At 63.8% G+C, this 17,366-nt stretch carries 15 protein-coding genes; all 15 read right to left on the bottom strand.

Annotated elements, in window-relative coordinates; genetic code table 11:
• Positions 1 to 22 precede the first annotated feature (22 nt).
• The 15 genes from B7Z76_RS01840 to nuoG all read right to left on the bottom strand — a co-directional run bounded on the left by B7Z76_RS01840 (position 23) and on the right by nuoG (position 17,329).
• Positions 23 to 700 carry an ABC transporter ATP-binding protein gene (locus B7Z76_RS01840; RefSeq protein ID WP_174502270.1) on the bottom strand — a complete coding sequence of 226 codons (678 nt, stop codon included), beginning with the start codon at positions 698 to 700 and terminating at the stop codon, positions 23 to 25.
• On the bottom strand, positions 693 to 1,940 hold the full coding sequence (locus tag B7Z76_RS01835; RefSeq protein WP_174502271.1) for a lipoprotein-releasing ABC transporter permease subunit: 1,248 nt from the start codon (positions 1,938 to 1,940) through the stop codon (positions 693 to 695). Before B7Z76_RS01835 ends, B7Z76_RS01840 begins: the two co-directional genes overlap by 8 nt.
• Positions 1,940 to 3,253, bottom strand: a complete 1,314-nt coding sequence (proS, locus tag B7Z76_RS01830) for a proline--tRNA ligase (protein ID WP_174502272.1) — start codon at positions 3,251 to 3,253, stop codon at positions 1,940 to 1,942. The genes B7Z76_RS01835 and proS overlap by 1 nt, the downstream gene beginning before the upstream one ends.
• A 34-nt stretch (positions 3,254 to 3,287) precedes the next feature.
• Positions 3,288 to 4,382 carry an acyltransferase gene (locus B7Z76_RS01825; RefSeq protein ID WP_291341807.1) on the bottom strand — a complete coding sequence of 365 codons (1,095 nt, stop codon included), beginning with the start codon at positions 4,380 to 4,382 and terminating at the stop codon, positions 3,288 to 3,290.
• Positions 4,383 to 4,635: 253 nt separating this feature from the next.
• Entirely contained in the window at positions 4,636 to 6,282 is a 1,647-nt protein-coding gene (locus B7Z76_RS01820) for a ribonuclease J (RefSeq protein WP_174502274.1), read from the bottom strand.
• A gap of 35 nt (positions 6,283 to 6,317) precedes the next feature.
• The gene (locus B7Z76_RS01815; RefSeq protein WP_174502275.1) at positions 6,318 to 7,118 is read right to left on the bottom strand and encodes a type III pantothenate kinase; all 801 of its coding nucleotides are present in this window, start codon (positions 7,116 to 7,118) and stop codon (positions 6,318 to 6,320) included.
• A 23-nt stretch (positions 7,119 to 7,141) separates the two neighbouring features.
• Positions 7,142 to 7,858, bottom strand: a complete 717-nt coding sequence (locus B7Z76_RS01810; RefSeq protein ID WP_291341806.1) for a biotin--[acetyl-CoA-carboxylase] ligase — start codon at positions 7,856 to 7,858, stop codon at positions 7,142 to 7,144.
• 8 nt (positions 7,859 to 7,866) lie between these two features.
• Positions 7,867 to 9,303, bottom strand: coding sequence for an NADH-quinone oxidoreductase subunit NuoN (nuoN, locus tag B7Z76_RS01805; protein WP_174504738.1), 1,437 nt, complete (start codon positions 9,301 to 9,303; stop codon positions 7,867 to 7,869).
• A gap of 8 nt (positions 9,304 to 9,311) precedes the next feature.
• Positions 9,312 to 10,829, bottom strand: coding sequence for an NADH-quinone oxidoreductase subunit M (locus tag B7Z76_RS01800; RefSeq protein WP_291341805.1), 1,518 nt, complete (start codon positions 10,827 to 10,829; stop codon positions 9,312 to 9,314).
• 13 nt (positions 10,830 to 10,842) lie between these two features.
• Complete coding sequence (nuoL, locus tag B7Z76_RS01795) at positions 10,843 to 12,771, bottom strand: NADH-quinone oxidoreductase subunit L (RefSeq protein ID WP_174502278.1); 1,929 nt, start codon at positions 12,769 to 12,771, stop codon at positions 10,843 to 10,845.
• Positions 12,772 to 12,777: 6 nt separating this feature from the next.
• A complete protein-coding gene (nuoK, locus tag B7Z76_RS01790) occupies positions 12,778 to 13,089 on the bottom strand; it encodes an NADH-quinone oxidoreductase subunit NuoK (RefSeq protein ID WP_011941875.1) in 312 nt (103 codons plus the stop codon).
• The gene (locus B7Z76_RS01785; RefSeq protein ID WP_174502279.1) at positions 13,086 to 13,736 is read right to left on the bottom strand and encodes an NADH-quinone oxidoreductase subunit J; all 651 of its coding nucleotides are present in this window, start codon (positions 13,734 to 13,736) and stop codon (positions 13,086 to 13,088) included. Before B7Z76_RS01785 ends, nuoK begins: the two co-directional genes overlap by 4 nt.
• A gap of 6 nt (positions 13,737 to 13,742) precedes the next feature.
• On the bottom strand, positions 13,743 to 14,231 hold the full coding sequence (gene nuoI / locus B7Z76_RS01780) for an NADH-quinone oxidoreductase subunit NuoI (protein WP_174502280.1): 489 nt from the start codon (positions 14,229 to 14,231) through the stop codon (positions 13,743 to 13,745).
• Positions 14,232 to 14,246: 15 nt separating this feature from the next.
• Positions 14,247 to 15,263, bottom strand: coding sequence for an NADH-quinone oxidoreductase subunit NuoH (gene nuoH, locus B7Z76_RS01775; protein WP_174504739.1), 1,017 nt, complete (start codon positions 15,261 to 15,263; stop codon positions 14,247 to 14,249).
• Positions 15,264 to 15,268: 5 nt separating this feature from the next.
• Positions 15,269 to 17,329, bottom strand: coding sequence for an NADH-quinone oxidoreductase subunit NuoG (nuoG, locus tag B7Z76_RS01770; RefSeq protein WP_291341804.1), 2,061 nt, complete (start codon positions 17,327 to 17,329; stop codon positions 15,269 to 15,271).
• Between the last annotated feature and the right edge of the window lie 37 nt (positions 17,330 to 17,366).

Here is a 17,366-nt window from a genome sequence, read left to right as displayed (position 1 = left end):
TGACGGTGTCTCCCCTTGTTGTTCAGCCATCGACGAGATGGCCATCGCGCAGCATCACCACGCGATCCATGCGTGCCGCAAGATCGGGATTGTGGGTGGCGATCAGCGCCGCGATGTTTTCATGCCGCACCACCCGCAGCAATTCGCCAAAGACGAGATCAGCGGTGGCAACATCGAGATTGCCGGTCGGCTCGTCGGCGAGCAGGAGCTTCGGTGCGTTCGCCATGGCGCGCGCAATGGCAACGCGCTGGCGCTCGCCGCCCGAGAGCTTGCCCGGCAGATGCTGCGCGCGCGCAGCAAGGCCGAACGCCTCGAGCAGATGTGCCGCGCGGGCCTCGGCATCCTTGCGGGCGCGCCCCGCGATGAGCTGCGGCAGTGCCGCGTTTTCCAGCGCGGTGAATTCCGCCAGCAGATGATGCGCCTGGTAGACGAAGCCGATTTCATTGCGGCGGAGCGTGGTCTTTTCGGAATCCGACAGGCGGGCGGTATCGATCCCGCCGATCCGGATGGTGCCGGCATCGGGCTTCTCCAGAAGCCCGGCGAGGTGCAGCAGGGTGGATTTGCCGGAACCGGAAGGGGCGACGAGTGCGACGATCTCGCCGTTGCGCAGCGAAAGATCGGCGCCACGCAGGATGTGCAGATCCTCGCCCTCGCCATGAAAGGTGCGGACGACACCCTCGAGTTTCAGAACCTCACTCATGGCGCAACGCCTCCACCGGATCGGTTCGCGCGGCCCGCCAGCTCGGATAGAGCGTGGCGACGAAGGACAGGCCGATGGCGATCACCACGACCTCGACCACCTGGCTCCAGACCAGTTTCGCCGGCAGGGATTCAAGGTAATAGACCGTCGGGTTGAAGAGCTGCGTGCCGGTCAGCCCCTGCACGAACTGGCGGATCTGCTCGATATACGCGCAAAAGACAACGCCGAGCCCGAAGCCGGCGATCGTGCCGATCACGCCGACCGACGCGCCGACCATGAAGAAAATCCGCATGATCGAGCCAGAAGTCGCCCCCATCGTGCGCAGGATGGCGATATCGGCGGTCTTGTCCTTCACCATCATGATCATCGAGGACACCACGTTGAACACGGCAACGACAATGATCAGGGTAAGGATCAGGAACATCACGTTCCGCTCGACATTGACCGCCGCGAAGAAGGCGTTGTTGCTGTCCTGCCAGTCCACCACGTTGACCGGTGCGCCGCCCATCGCCTTCGGGATGGCGGCCTTGATCGGGGCGGTATTGTCGGGGTTCTTCACGAAAAGCTGGATCTGCGTCGCGGCGTCCTGCGCGCGGAAGAGCGTCTGCGCCGAGGCGAGCGGCAGGAAGACGAAGCTGGAATCGTATTGCGCCATGCCGGTGCGGAATATCGCGCTGACATGAAAACTCTGGATGCGCGGGATGGTGCCGATGATGGTGGCATCGCCCTGCGGCAGCACGAGGGTGATGGCGCCACCGCGTGAAATGCCGAGTTGGCTGGCGACGCCGGCGCCGATCGCGATATCGCCGCCGGTGAAATCCTTCAGCGAGCCGGCGACGATATGATGCGAGACGGTTCGCAGCTTCGCCAGCCCGCCAGGCTGGATGCCACGCGCCACCCCGCCGATCGCGCCACCATGCGGCCCGGTCATCAGAACCTCACCCTGCACGATGGGGATGGCACTGATCACGCCCGGGATCTTTTCGAGCCGCCCGGCCGCCGCGTCGTATTGGGTGATGTTGTGACCGGCGCCGTAGACGCCGATATCGCCGTTGAGTCCGAGGATCTGCGCCAGCAATTCCTGCCGGAAACCGTTCATCACGCTCATCACGATGATCAGCGTCGCCACCCCGAGCGCAATGCCGATCAGCGAGAATATGGCGATGATCGAGACGAACCGCTCGCCCTTGCGGGCGCGGAGGTAACGGAACGCGACCCGACGCTCGAAGGCGGAAAACATCAGGCGCGCACTTTCGCGAGGGCGGCATCGATGTCGAGTTCGGCGCGCTCGCCGGTGCGGCGGTGCTTGAGCTCGACCTGGCCCTTCGCCGCGCCGCGCGGGCCGACGATGACCTGCCAGGGATGGCCCATCAGGTCGGCATCGGCGAATTTCTCGCCCGCACGGGCCTCGCGGTCGTCATAGAGCGCATCGCGGCCGAGGGCGTCGTAGATCCGCTCGCAGAGCGCGTCGGTCACCTGATCGCCCTGGCGGAGATTGAGGATCGAGGCGCGGAATGGCGAGATCGCATCAGGCCAGATGATCCCCGCCTCGTCATGGCTCGCCTCGATGATCGCACCGGTCAGCCGTGAAACGCCGATACCGTAGCTGCCCATTTCGGGATGCACGCGCGCGCCGTCCGGCCCGACCACGGCGAAATTCATCGCCTGGCTGTATTTGGTGCCGAAATAGAAGATCTGGCCAACCTCGATCCCCCTGCCCTCGCGGCGCCGATCCTCGGGCACTTTCGCCCAGGCGGCCTCGTCGTGCTTCTCGTCGGTCGCGGCATAGAGCGAGGTCATGCGGTCGAAAAACGCGTCGAGATCGGCGCGGGCCTCGTAGTCATAGGCATCATCACCGAGTTCGATCGTCTCGAAGCTCGAATCGTAGAACACACCGCTTTCGCCGGTCGGCGCCAAGATGTGGAATTCATGCGAGAGATTGCCACCGATCGGGCCGGTATCGGCGCGCATCGGCACTGCGCGCACGCCCATGCGCTTGAAGGTCCGCATATAGGCCAGCATCATCCGCCGGTAGCTTTCGACCGCGCCCTCATAATCGAGATCGAAGCTGTAGCCGTCCTTCATGAAGAATTCGCGTCCGCGCAGCACGCCGAAGCGCGGACGCACCTCGTCGCGGAATTTCCACTGGATCTGGTAGAGCATCTGCGGCAGGTCGCGGTAGGACTGCACCGAATCGCGCATGATCGCGGTCAGCATTTCCTCGTTGGTCGGGCCGTAGAGCATCTCGCGATCGTGACGGTCGCGGATGCGCAGCATCTCCGGGCCATACGCATCGTAGCGCCCGCTTTCCCGCCAGAGTTCGGCGGACTGGATCGTCGGCATCAGGATTTCCTGCGCGCCGGCGCGAGCCTGTTCCTCGCGAACGATGTTGGCGATGTTATGCAGCACCCGCAGCCCCGCCGGCAGCCAGGCATAGATGCCGGCCGATTGCTGGCGGATCAACCCGGCGCGCAGCATCAGCCGGTGCGAGACGATCTGCGCTTCGGCGGGCGTTTCCTTGAGAGTGGGAATGAGCGAGCGGGAAAGACGCATGATGAGTCCTGATCGGTTGGGGTCGGAAGCCTGATTACAGCGCCACGCTGCCCTCGGCCAGAGCCGCCGCGCGTTCAGGGTCCAAACCGCGGTTGAAGGCGATCCGCGCGGGCTTCTCGACAAGCAGGTGCAACAGCACGGCGAGGCCCGCAGTGAGTGCCACCAGCGTCCCCGCAACCGCGAGCGGCGCCGCTGCGCGGACGATGCCGAGATGCCGGAACAGCTGCGCGGTCATCAGTTCGGCCGGCGCAAAACTCATGTAGAACGCATAGGACAACACGCCCATGGCCCGCAGCGGGCGAATGGCGCCGAGACAAGCCGGCAGGCCGGCGTCTCCCTGCATGCCAAAACCGAACAACATCAGCCAGAGCCCGAGAACGGTCATGGCATCGTGGCCGGTGGCCGCAAAGAAGAGCGCAACGAGACCACCGATGAGGGCGATCATCCGGTTGGGCGCTGCGTCGGCGATGATGGGGATGAAGACCGCTGTTGCCATGCCGGCGACGAATTCCGGGAAAAACCGCAGCAAGGAGGCGCCAAAGGTCAGATTGAGCCCGCCGAACACTTCGGCGACGAGGGCCAGAACCATGAAACAGAGGGGAAGGGAAATCACGAAGGCTGCCTGGTAAAATGTCCTGGAGGCCGCAATCAACAGCGGAAACATGAGATAGCCGGCCCATTCGGTGCTGATCGACCAGGAGGGATAGTTCCACGCCCAATGGTTCAGCGTTCCCCAGCCCTGCACCAGCAACAAATGACAGAGCAACGCCACCCCGGAGAACCGCGGCGGTTCGCGCGGCGTCACGCCGGCAGCTTTTCCGGCCAGGAACACCGCGCCGAGCAGGACGATCACCGCAAGATGCACCGGATAGATCCGCGCCAGGCGCTTTCCCCAGAATCGAGCCGCACCGCGCATGGTGAGAGGGATGTCCTGATCCACCCGCGTCAGCAACAGCCCGGAGAGAATGAAGAAGCCATCGACCCCGAGATAGCCATGGGTAATCACCGGTGCGAGGGGGCCGAGCCAGCCGGCATACCCTGCCTGCAGATTGACGTGATAGGCGAAGACCCAGAGTGCGAAGAGGGCGCGACAGGCCGTCAGGTCTGTCAGTTCTCGCCGGCGGGTCATCGCGCCTTTCTCCCGGGCGAAAAAAAACCCGCCGGCGAAAAGGCCAGCGGGCCAAGTTCAGGGAGGAAACGCCAGTCACACGGCGGAGCGAAGAACCATTCCCCACTCCACGAACGATAGTGCAGCGCACCACAAAATCGGTAAAGCGAAATCATCGATAATTGCCTATAAAAATGACCGAGAAAACCTCGATTTGATCAATAAAGCGTCTGTTTCTGAATAATTTAGGTTCATTTGCCTAATTATACGGCAATTAGACGTGTATGATGTGAACCTCAACCATCGGACGCTTGCCGAAGCGACGGCCGAGCGCGCGACGGAGCGCCGTCTGTGCCGCCTCACGGACAGCGGATTGATCGGTCCGCAACCCCACCGGCAGATCCTCGAATGTGGCGACGAAATCATCAGCCAGCGCCGCGAGCGCGCTGTCGTCAGCCTCGAACAGGCCTGGTGCCGTGATCTGCGCTGCCCCCTTCACCTTGCCGGCTCGATCAACGGCGAGACTGCCGACCACGACCCCGTTGAGCATCATCCGCCGTCGCGCGGCCATGACGCCGCCCTGCATCGGCACGAGACGATCACCGTCCACGGCCAGCCGCCCGACGGGAACGCTGTCGACAATCTCGGGCGCTTGCGGCGCGAGGCGCAGCACATCGCCGTCCTCCAGCAGCAGCGTGCGTATATTCTCGGATTCGGCGAGATCGGCCTGCGCGGCCATGTGTCGCCATTCCCCATGGGTCGGGATGAGATATTGCGGCCGCACCAGGCGGTAGAGCCGGCGAAGCTCGTCCCGCGCGGGATGACCCGAGACATGCACCATATGATCGTCATCCGTCATGATGTTCACGCCGGCACGCACCAGCTCGTCCTGCACGGCGCCGATCGCACGCTCGTTGCCGGGAATGACGCGCGCTGAAAAAATGACGGTGTCGCCCTCGCCCAGCTCGACATGGCGATGCGTATCAGCAGCCATCCGCGCGAGGGCGGAACGCTTCTCGCCCTGGCTGCCGGTGGCCAGGATCAGCAGATTGTCATCCGGGATCGACCCGGTATCGTCCTCCGGCACGAAATCCGGCAGGTCGGTAAGGTAGCCGCACTCCCGCGCAGCATCGACATATTTCGCGAGGCTGCGGCCAACCAGCGCAACATGCCGGCCAGCCGCCGCGGCCGCTTTCACGACAGTCTCGATCCGGGCGATGTTGCTCGCGAAGCAGGTCACCACGATCCGTCCCCGCAGCCCGGCGATAAGGCTGGTCAGACTGCGGCGCACGGTCGCTTCCGAGCCGGAATGACCTTCGACCAGAGCGTTGGTCGAATCGCAAATCATCGCGAGCACACCCGCATCTCCCAGCTCCCGCAGGGCGTCCTCGTCGGTCGGCGGGCCGATCAGCGGTTCCGGATCGAGCTTCCAGTCTCCGGTATGCAGCACGGTGCCGTATTTCGTGGCAATGACGAGGGCCTGCGACTCAGGCGTGGAATGGGCCATCCGGATATAGCGCAACCCGAACGGGCCGACCTCGAAACTGCCGCCGGGCTGGATTTCGGTAATCCGTACGCTGCGCAACAGACCGGCTTCGCCAAGGCGATAGCGGATCAGCGCCGCGGCAAAAGGCGTCGCGTAAACCGGACAGCGGAGCGCATCCCAGATCCGGGCGATACCGCCAATATGGTCTTCATGCGCGTGGGTGATCACGAGGCCGCAAATGCGCTCGCGGTTCGCGGCAAGAAAGGCCGGGTCGGGGACGAGCAATTCGGCCTCCGGGGCCTCGGGCCCGGCAAAGCCCATCCCGCAATCGACCACCAGAAAATCACCATCCAGCCCGTAGACGTTCAGGTTCATGCCGATCTCGCCGGTGCCGCCAAGCGGGGTAAAACTCAGCCCGTTGCTGATCTCGTTCATGAAGTCACCTTGTTGTTCAGTCGTATGACGCTTGTTCATTCGTGTTCGACATCGCGCGGCCGCAGCTGCGGCGCAGGATTGCGAAGGGCGAGCAGGCGCAGGCCCTCCAGCGTGAGATCGGGATCGGTGAAGCCGATGCTTGACGTGCCCTCGGCAATCAGCGGCGCAAGGCCGCCGGTGGCGATTGTTTTCATCTTGCCGCCGAAATCCGCCTCGATACGCGAGATCAACCCCTCGACCAGACCGACATACCCCCAAAAAATGCCTGAGCGCATGGCCGGGATTGTCGATTTGCCGATCACCTGTTGCGGCCGCCCGATACCGATGCGGGGCAGCCGGGCGGCGGCCTGATGCAAAGCCTCCATCGAGAGGTTGATTCCCGGCGCGATCACGCCGCCGACATACGCGCCGTTGCCGTTGACCACGTCGAAGGTCGTCGCCGTGCCAAAATCGATCACGATGAGTGGCCCTCCATAGCCATGATGGGCGGCCAACGCATTGAGAAGGCGGTCCGCACCGATTTCGGCCGGATTGTCCATCTCGATTGCAAATCCCCAGTCGAGTTCGGCGCGGGCGATCAAGGGTTCGATCCCGAACCAGTCGCGACATAGCCGCCGCAAGTGGTAGAGCGCCGCCGGAACGACGGTACCAATCACGGCGGCGTCGATCCCCGCCGAGGCGATGCCGGCACGATCGAGCAGAAAGCCGAGCCAGACCCCATATTCGTCGGAGGTGCGCTGCGCGTCGGTCGCTATGCGCCAGGCGCCGCGCCAGCGTTCGCCGTCATGAACAGCGAAGACGATATTGGTGTTGCCTGCGTCAATAACCAGTTTCATGTCATGCCGGCTCGGTTGGGCGATCAGATCAGCGAGACGTCGCCGCCGCGCAGCGCGACGACGCGTCCGTCCTCGCGGAGCAGCAGGGCGCCATCCTTGTCAAGTCCGGCATAGGTACCGCTGCGCCGGCCGCCATCGACCGTCAGCGCCGTGCCCTCGGGATGGGCACGGGCGATCCAGGCCTGGCGCAGAGGCTCGGAGTCGAACGCCAGTTTCCCCAGCCAGTGATCGAGCCGTGCACAGAGAGAAGGCGCCAGGTCCTCGGGGGTCATCGTACCGCCAAGCGATGCGAGGCTGGTCGTGGCGCGGCCGGGCACGTCAGGTGCTGCGGCGAGGTTGACGCCAACACCGATCACGAGGCTGGCGATGAGGCCGTTCTCGATTGTCGCATCGAGCAGGATACCGGCAAGCTTCGCCCCCCCCGCCATCACGTCGTTCGGCCATTTCAGGGCGATTACCCCTGGGGTCGGGAGGGCGGGATCGAGTGCCTCGATCAGTGAAAGACCGGCAAGCAGGGCATACCATCCCCCCTGCCCCGCCGGCACGTTCGGCCGCAGCAGAACGGAGCCGTGAAAATTCCCCTCGGGTGAATTCCATTGACGCCCGGCACGCCCGCGTCCGGAGGTTTGCCGGCCGGCCAGCACCATCAACCCGGCAGGCTCGCCCGCTGCTGCCCGCAGTCCACAGACATCCGATGTCGAGTCCAGCGTATCGTAGCGTTCGATCCGCCAGTGCGTCACGCCTGCCGTCAAAAGCCCTGGCTCGCCATGACCGCGTGAGCCGCCATCGTGGACAGGGTCGTCAGCGTCGAGGGATGAAAGGCGAACAGCAACACGCCCGCCGACGCGATCCCGATGACCAGGCTGACCCCCGAATTGCGCGAGTCGAGACCAGGCTCACCGGCATCGAAATACATCACCTTGATCACGCGCAGATAGTAGAAGGCGGCCACCACGCTGGTGACGATGCCGAGCACGGCCAGGGGCGCAAGGCCGGCATTGATCGCGGCCGCGAAGACGTAGAACTTGCCGAAGAAGCCGGCGAGCGGCGGGACGCCGGCCATCGACCACATCATCACCGCCAGCGCGAAGGCAAACCGCGGATCATCCGTTGCCATGCCCGCGAGATCGGCGATCCGGTCGACCGGCTGCCGGCCGCGGCTCATTGCGATGATGCAGCCGAACGTGCCGAGCGACATCACGACATAGATCGCCAGATAGATCAGCGCGCCGCTCACCCCGTCAGCAGTGCCTGCCGCAAGTCCCATCAAGGCGTAACCCATGTGGCCGATTGAAGAATAGCCCATGAGGCGCTTGATGCTGGTCTGCCGGATCGCGCCAACGGCACCGATCACCATCGATGCCGCCGCGAGGAGTTCGACGAGGTCTCGCCATTGCGCGATCGCGGGACCGAACGGCCCCAGCATCACCCGCAGCAGCAGGGCGAAGACGGCGATCTTTGGTGCCGTGGCGAAGAACGCCGTCACTGAGGTCGGAGCACCTTCATAAACATCGGGCGTCCACATATGGAACGGGGCCGCGGAAATCTTGAACGCCAGGCCGACGAGCACAAAGACCAGCCCGACCGTCGAGCCCATGGCGGCAGCCTGGTGGCTTGCCAGCGCACGGGCAATGCCCTCGAAGCTCGTGGTCCCGGCAAACCCGTAGACGAGCGAGATGCCATAGAGCAGCAGCCCGGACGACAGCGCACCAAGCACGAAATATTTCAGCCCGGCTTCAGATGAGCGCAGATTGTGCCGGGCAAAGGCTGCGAGAACGTAGAGCGCAAGCGACTGGATCTCGAACCCGATATAAAGGGTGATCAGATCGTTCGCTGAAACCAGCACGACCATGCCAGTGACCGCGAACAGGATCAGCACCGGGAATTCGAAACGGGTAATGCCGATATTTCGATTGAAGGTCACCGAAAGCGCAAGAGCGCCGATGGCGCCGAGCGCGACCAGCACGTCGGCGAACCGGGTGAAATCGTTTGTCTGATACAACCCATGCAGCACCGTTCCGGTCGGGGCGGCCACGAGCAGTCGCGCGGCGATGGCGATCACCACCCCGGTGACCGCGGTGATCGCAAAACTATGGTCGCGTCGGGCGAAAACGCCGGACATCAGCATGACCATTCCCGCAACCGCGAGAAACAGGATGGGCAGAACGGTGTAGAATGTCGACATTGCCTCGCTCACTGCTTGATCATGGCCAGCCGGGCATGGGCACCGGACGACAGGGCGGCGAGATGCGCATGAACAAGATCCTGCACGGCGCCGCCAAAGATGTGGGTAAGGGCACCAGGTGCGAACCCCAGCACGAGAACCAGCACCGCCAGCGGCGCGAGAAGCAGCCATTCGCGCGGCCCGATATCGGCGATGACCGCGTTGGCGACGCTGCGCGCCTGATCGAACAGTATGCGGCGGACCATCACGAGCATGTACATCACGCTCAGGATCATGCCGGTGCCGACGAGTAAGGCCACCCAGAAATTCGCCTGGATCGCGCCGATCATCACCAGGATTTCGCCGACGAAGCCGGAAGTGCCGGGCAGGCCGACATTCGCCATCACGAACAGCATCAGGAATGTGGCGTAGACCGGCATGCGCGAGGCCAGCCCGCCGAGTTGGTCGAGCCGCAGCGAATGCCCGCGTGCCAGCAGGATGCCGACGCAGAGGAACAGGGCGGCGATGACGAGGCCGTGCGACACCATCTGAAACAGCGCGCCCTCGATGCCGGCGACGGTCACGGTGAAGATGCCGACGACGATCAGGCCCATATGCGCGACCGATGAATAGGCGATCATGCGCTTGATGTCGGTCTGTGCGAGGGCGGCGAAGGAGATGTAGACGATGCCAATGATGCCAAGCGCGAACATGAAAGGTTCGAAATAGGCCGTCGCCTGCGGCAGCATCGGCAGCGAGAAGCGCAGGAAGCCATAAGCGCCCATTTTCGACAGGACCGCGGCAAGCATGATCGTGCCGGGCAGCGGCGCCTCGCCATAGGCGTCAGGCAGCCAGGTGTGCATCGGCCAGACAGCGGCCTTCACGCCAAAGGAAAGCAGGAAGGCGACGAAGAGCCAATCCTGGATGGTCGGCGAAATCGTCGTGTGCATCAGTTGCACCATGTCGGTCGTGCCGGCGTGGTGCCACATCCAGACCAGGGCGAGCAGCATCGGCAGCGAGCCCGCGAGGGTGAAGAGGAAGAACTTCACCGCGGCGTGGATCCGCCGCTCTCCCCCCCAGACGCCGATGATGAGGTACATCGGGATCAGAACGCCCTCGAAGAAGATATAGAACAGCAGGAAATCGAGGGCGGAGAACATGCCGATCGTCATGGTCTCAAGCAGCAGGAAGGCGGCCATGTAGTCGCGCACACGCCGGCTCTCGCGCCAGCTTGCCAGCACGGCGACCGGTGTCAGCAGCGCGCTGAGACCAACGAAGAACAGGCTGATGCCGTCGACGCCCATCCGGTAGCCAATGCCATAGGCCGGTATCCACTCGGCGCTTTCGATATACTGGAAGCCGTGAACCGAGGGATCGAAGCCGGCGATCATCACCACCGCGAGCACGAGCACCAGCAGGCTGGTCCACAGCGCAATCCAGCGCGAATTGCGGGCGGTGGTCGGGTTGGCGGAGTCACCCGTGAAATACATCATCACGGCGCCGGCCAGCGGCAGCCAGGTCATCAGCGAGAGAAGATGTAAATTCATGTGCCGCTCCCCCTCACCGCGCGACCAGGAAAACGGTCACCAGCACCATCAACCCGACCAGCATCACGAACCCGTAAACCGCGATCGATCCGCTCTGCAGCCGGCTGGCGACGCCGGAGGCATCGCCAGTGAGCCGCGCCAGACCTTCCGGCACGCCGTCGATCATCTCCTCATCGCCGATCCGCCAGATCGCGCGCGCGATTCGCAGTGCCGGGCGAACGAAGATCGCGTCATACAGCTCATCAAAATACCATTTGTTCAGCAGAAATGCGTGAAGCCCAGGCCAGGAAGCGGCCAGCCGCGCCGGCAGCCCCGGAGCGAGTTCGTAGAACCAATAAGCGATGCCGATACCGGCAATGGCAAGCAGCAGCGGCATCTTCTCCGCCCAGGCGGGGATGCCGTCGCGCGCGGCCATTACGGCACCGCCATGCGGCAGAGCGATGCTGGAGCCCCAGAAATTGGCAAAATGCGCGCCGATGAAGGTCGGCCCGAGCAGGACGCCGGTGGTCAGCGCCCCGATCGCCAGGACAACCAGCGGCACCAGCATCACCAGCGGACTTTCGTGCGCGTGCGCCAGCGTCTCGCTGGAGGCGCGCGGCTTGCCGTGGAAGGTGAGCAGCATCAGCCGCACGGTGTAGAACGCCGTCAGCCCCGCGCCCAGCGTGCCGCACAGCCAGCCGAACACGGCCGTGTGCGAATGCGCGGCGAAGGCGGCTGACAGGATCGCATCTTTCGAGAAATACCCGGAGAATGGCGGAATCGCGACCAGCGCCAGGCCACCCGCCCACATGGTCACATAGGTGACCGGCAGCTTGCGCCACAGCCCGCCCATCTTGCGGATATCCTGCTCGTCGGCCAGCGCATGGATCACGGAACCGGCGCCGAGGAACAGCAGCGCCTTGAAGAAGGCATGGTTGATCAGATGGAAGATGCCGATCGGCGCCGCCCCCACGCCAACCGCAAGGAACATGTAGCCGAGCTGCGAGCAGGTCGAATAGGCGATGATGCGCTTGATGTCGTTCTGCACGCAGCCGATCGTCGCCGCAAAGAAGGCGGTGAAGCCGCCGATCACCGTGATCAGCGCGAGGGCGACGGGTGCTGCGTCGATCACCGGGGACATCCGCGCGGTCATGAACACGCCGGCGGTGACCATGGTCGCGGCATGGATGAGGGCGGAAATCGGCGTCGGGCCCTCCATCGCATCCGGCAGCCAGGTGTGCAGGAACAGCTGCGCGGACTTGCCCATCGCGCCGATGAAAAGAAGGATCGAGATCACCTCGAGCACCGGCAGGTCGGTACCGAACAAATGGTAGGCGTGCGGCGCAACCTTCGCCACGCCGGCAAAGATCGTATCGAAGTCGACGCTGCCGAACTCGTACCAGGTCAGCGCAATGCCGACTGCGAAGAACAGGTCGCCCACCCGGTTGACGATGAAGGCCTTGATCGCCGCCTCGTTAGCGCTGGCACGGTCGTACCAGTAGCCGATCAGCAGATAGGACATCAGGCCAACGCCTTCCCAGCCAAAGAACAGCTGGAGCAGGTTGTTCGCCGTGGCGAGCATCAGCATCGCGAAGGTGAACATCGAGATGTAGACGAAGAAGCGTGGCTCGGTGCGGTCCTCCGCCATGTATCCCATGCTGTAGACATGGATCAGCGCCGAAACCACGCAGACCATGCCAACCATCACGAGCGAAAGCGTATCCATCCGCAGCGCCCATTGTGGCGCGAAGGTGCCGACCGAGATCCACTGTCCGAGGACGACGAGATGGTCGGCGGCCCCGAGCACGAGATGGCGGTAGACCGTGCCGATCGCGGCGATGGCGGCGATGATCAGAGAGGCGACGCTGAGCCCGACGGCGGGGGCGCGGCCGAGCGTGGGGCGGGCGAGCCCAGCGAGCAGCGCGCCGGCCAGCGGCGCGAGAACGGCAATGGCAAGCAGCATGTCGGCTCAGCCCTTCATCAGCGTGACGTCTTCGACTTCGATCGAGCCGCGATTGCGGAAATACACCACAAGGATCGCCAGCCCGATCGCCGCCTCCGCCGCCGCGACCGAGAGCACGAACATGGTGAAGACCTGGCCTGCCATATCGTGCAGCGCCGAGGAGAAGGCGACGAAATTGATGTTGGCGGCGAGCAGGATCAGCTCGATCGACATCATGATGACGATGATGTTCTTCCGGTTGAGGAAGATACCGAAAATCCCGATCACCAGCAGCAGCCCGGCGACGACGAGATAGGGGCCGAGCCCGACTGCACTCATCGGATCGTCTCCTGACTGGCGGGCGCCGAATTTGTCATCTGCTTCGCTCCCTTGCCGATGCCGAGCTTGACCATCGTCAGCGTCTCGTCGATCGGCCGCTGATGCTGGGCGGAAATGTCCTGCCGGCGCGAGCGGCGCTCACCCGAATGAGTCAGCACGATCGCGCCGATCATCGCAACGAGGAGCAGCAGCGCCACCAGCTCGAAGGCGAACATGTAATGAGTGTAGATCAGGTCGCCGAGTGCCGCGGTGTTCGACAGATGCAGAGGCATTGGCACCTGGCTGGCAAGATGAGCAGCGGGGGTAATCGTCCAGCCCACCGCGACGGCGCCGATTTCAACCATCAGGATGAACCCGATCAGCAGGCCGAGCGGCGCATAGCGCTGGAACCCCTCGCGGAGTGCCACGAAATCGACGTCGAGCATCATCACGACGAACAGGAACAGCACCGCGACCGCGCCGACATAGACGATCACCAGCACCATCGCCAGGAATTCGGCGCCGGCCAGCACGAACAGGGCCGCGGCGTTGATGAAGGCGAGGATGAGGAAGAGTACCGAGTGCACCGGATTGCGCGCGGTGATCACCATGCAGGCGGAAAGCAGCAGGATCGCCGCGAAGACGTAGAATGCGAGGGTGACGATCATGATGCGTTACCGGTAGGGCGCGTCGAGTTCGAGACGCTTGGCCAGCTCGCTTTCCCAGCGATCACCGTTCGCGAGCAGTCTTTCCTTGTCATACATCAGCTCCTCGCGCGTCTCGGTCGCGAATTCGAAATTCGGCCCTTCGACGATCGCATCGACCGGGCAGGCTTCCTCGCAGAGGCCGCAATAGATGCACTTGGTCATGTCGATGTCGTAGCGCGTGGTCCGACGCGAGCCGTCCTCGCGCGGTTCGGCTTCGATGGTAATGGCCTGCGCGGGGCAGACCGCCTCGCAAAGCTTGCAGGCGATGCAACGCTCCTCGCCGTTCGGATATCGCCGCAGCGCATGCTCGCCCTTGAAGCGCGGGCTGATCGCGTTCTTCTCGAACGGATAGTTCAACGTCGCCTTGCGGGTGAAGAAATACCGCAAGGTCAGACGCATGCCGGAAAGAATCTCCAGCAGGAGAAACCGGTGCGCGATGCGATCAAGTCTGGCCATTATCCAATCTCCCGGTCACGCATGCGGCAACCAGCCGAAAATTTCGAGGGCGCTCGCGGTCACCACCAGCCAGCACAGAGAGAACGGCAGGAACACTTTCCAGCCAAGCTGCATAAGCTGGTCGTAGCGGAACCGCGGCAGGGTCGCTCTTACCCAGAGGAACACGAACAGGCAGAGCATGACCTTGAGCAGAAACCAGATAGGCCCCGGAACCCAGGTAAAGGGCGCAACCGGGATCGGCGACAGCCAGCCACCAAGGAAGAAGATGGTCGTCATGCCGCTCATCAGGATCATGTTCGCGTATTCGCCGAGGAAGAAGAGCGCAAAGCTCATCGCACTGTATTCGACGAAAAACCCGGCCACGATTTCGCTCTCGCCTTCCGGCAGATCGAAGGGCGCACGGTTCGTCTCGGCGAGGCCGGAGATGAAGAAGATCACGAACATCGGCAGCAATGGTATGGCGAACCAGACATGCCGCTGCGCCATCACGATGTCGTTCAGGTTCAGGCTGCCGACGCAAACCAGAACCGACAGGATCACGAGGCCGATCGAAACCTCGTAGCTCACCATCTGCGCCGCGCTGCGCATGGCGCCGAGAAACGCGAATTTCGAGTTGCTCGCCCAGCCCGCGATGATGACGCCGTAGACCCCAAGCGACGAAATCGCGAAAAGATAGAGCAGGCCGACATTGATGTTGGCGATTGCCCAGTGGTTGTTCACCGGAATGACGGCCCAGGCGATAATCGCAAGCCCGAACGTGATCATCGGTGCGAACAGGAACAGCAGGCGGCTCGCGCCATCCGGAATGACCGTTTCCTTGAAGAGCATCTTGATCGCATCGGCGAAGGGCTGCCAGAGACCGAACGGGCCGACCACGTTCGGCCCCTTGCGCAGTTGCATGGCCGCCAGCACCTTGCGCTCGGCATAGGTGAGATAGGCAACGCCGATCAGAAGCGGCACCAGAAGGGCCAGCGCGCGCAGCAGCGTGATGACGAGAATACCGAGATCGGTCGAGAAGAAACCCGCCTCCATCACGCTCACTCCGCCGCCATCTGGCGCGGGAGGACAATTTCCTCGATGCATTTCGCCATGGTCGGGCTCGCGCGGCTGATCGGATCGGTCTGGTAATAATTCGCGAAGGCGCGGCCAAACGGCGCATCGCTCACCAGAGCAGGATCGCCTCCCGGAGCAGCGTCGCCGCCATGACCAAGGCGCCGCAGCGCACCAGCCTCGCCGAGGGCAGGATGCGCCTCGACCATCCGGGCACGCAAGGCGTCGAGATCATCATAGGGCAACGGCCGGCCGAGTGCGGCACTCGCCGCGCGCAGGATCGCCCAGTCCTCCCGCGCCTCGCCGGGCGGGAAAATCGCCCGCAGCGCGCGCTGCGCCCTGCCCTCGGTGTTCACATACGTGCCAGGCTTCTCGGTATAGGCTGCTCCGGGCAGGATCACGTCGGCCCGCGCCGCACCACGATCGCCGTGATGGCCCTGATAGACCACAAACGTCTCCGCACCGATCTGCGAAACATCGAACTCGTCGGCGCCGAGCAGCCACAGCACATCGACACCACCGCCCATCATGCCGGCGATGTCCTTGCCCTTGCCCCCCGGCAGGAACCCGAGTTCCAGCGCGCCCATTCGTGAAGCGGCATTGTGCAGCACGTTGAAGCCGTGCCAGTCGGCGCTCAGCATCCCGGTCTGGCGTGCGATCTGCCAGCAGGATGCGAGCACTGAAGCTGCATCCGCCCTGGCAAAAGCCTGTGGGCCGACAATGAGCATCGGCCGCTTCGCTGCCGCCAGACGTTTCGTGAGGGGGTGCTCCGGGTCGAGCAGCGCCTTCAGCGCATCGCCCCCCTCGCCAAGGTGTTCATGATCATAGGTGAGATCGGCCGGCGCGCCGATCAGCCCGGCGACGAAACCGGGGGTTTCGACCCAGCGGCGCCGCAGCCGCGCGTTCAGCACCGGCGCTTCCTGGCGCGGATTGGCGCCGACGATCAACAGGGCATCAGCCTCGTCGATCCCCTCGATCGTCGTGTTGAAACGATAGAATACCGGGTTCGAAACGTCGAACAACGCCCCATCCTGCCGGCAGTCGAGATTGGCGGAGCCGAGCGCGCCCATCAGATCCTTCAGCGCCATCATGCTCTCGGCATCGCAGAGATTGCCCGCAATAGCGCCAATCCGGCTCCCGTCGGTTCCCTTGATCCGGCCGGCAATGGCGGCAAAGGCCTCATCCCAACTCGCCGGGCGCAGCTTGCCATCCTCACGCAGCCAGGGCCGATCGAGCCGGCGGCGCTTGAGGCCATCGATCGAGAAACGCCCCTTGTCGGCAAGCCATTCCTCGTTCACCGCGTCGTTCAGCCGGGGCAACACGCGCAGCACCTCGGCGCCACGGGAATCAATGCGGATATTGGTGCCGACAGCGTCGAACACGTCGATACTGTCGGTCTTGCGCAGCTCCCAGGTCCGGGCGGTGAACGCGTACGGCTTCGAAGTCAGCGCGCCAACCGGGCAGAGATCGATGATATTGCCCGAAAGTTCGGACGATAGCCCGCGTTCGACATAATTGGTGATTTCCATATGCTCGCCGCGCTGCACGGCGCCGAGTTCCGGCACGCCAGCGACCTCGGCCATGAACCTGACGCAGCGGGTGCAATGGATGCACCGCGTCATCACCGTCTTGACCAGCGGGCCGAGATATTTGTCGTTCACCGCGCGCTTGTTGCCATCATAGCGGGTGTGGTCGCGCCCATACCCGACGGCTTCGTCCTGCAGGTCGCACTCGCCGCCCTGATCGCAGATCGGGCAATCGAGAGGGTGGTTGATGAGCAGGAATTCCATCACCCCGCGCCGTGCCTGGCGGACCTTCTCGTTGTCGGTATGGATGACCATGCCCTCGCCCACCGGCTGCCCGCAGGAAGCGACCGGCTTCGGCATCTTCTCGATTTCCACGAGGCACATGCGACAGTTCCCGGCGATCGACAGGCGCTCATGGTAGCAGAAGCGCGGAATTTCCTTGCCGGCCTCCTCGCAGGCCTGCAGCACCGTGTATCCGTTCGGAACCTCGATCTCGACTCCGTCAACCGTGACTTTCGGCATCAGACCCGCACCCCGCCGGTGGCGCGCGCGGCGCCGT

Source organism: Acidiphilium sp. 20-67-58 (assembly GCF_002255515.1).
Taxonomy (GTDB): Bacteria; Pseudomonadota; Alphaproteobacteria; order Acetobacterales; family Acetobacteraceae; genus Acidiphilium.
The sequence above is the reverse complement of the archived record's forward strand: the minus strand, read 5'-3'. Positions and strand labels throughout refer to the sequence as shown.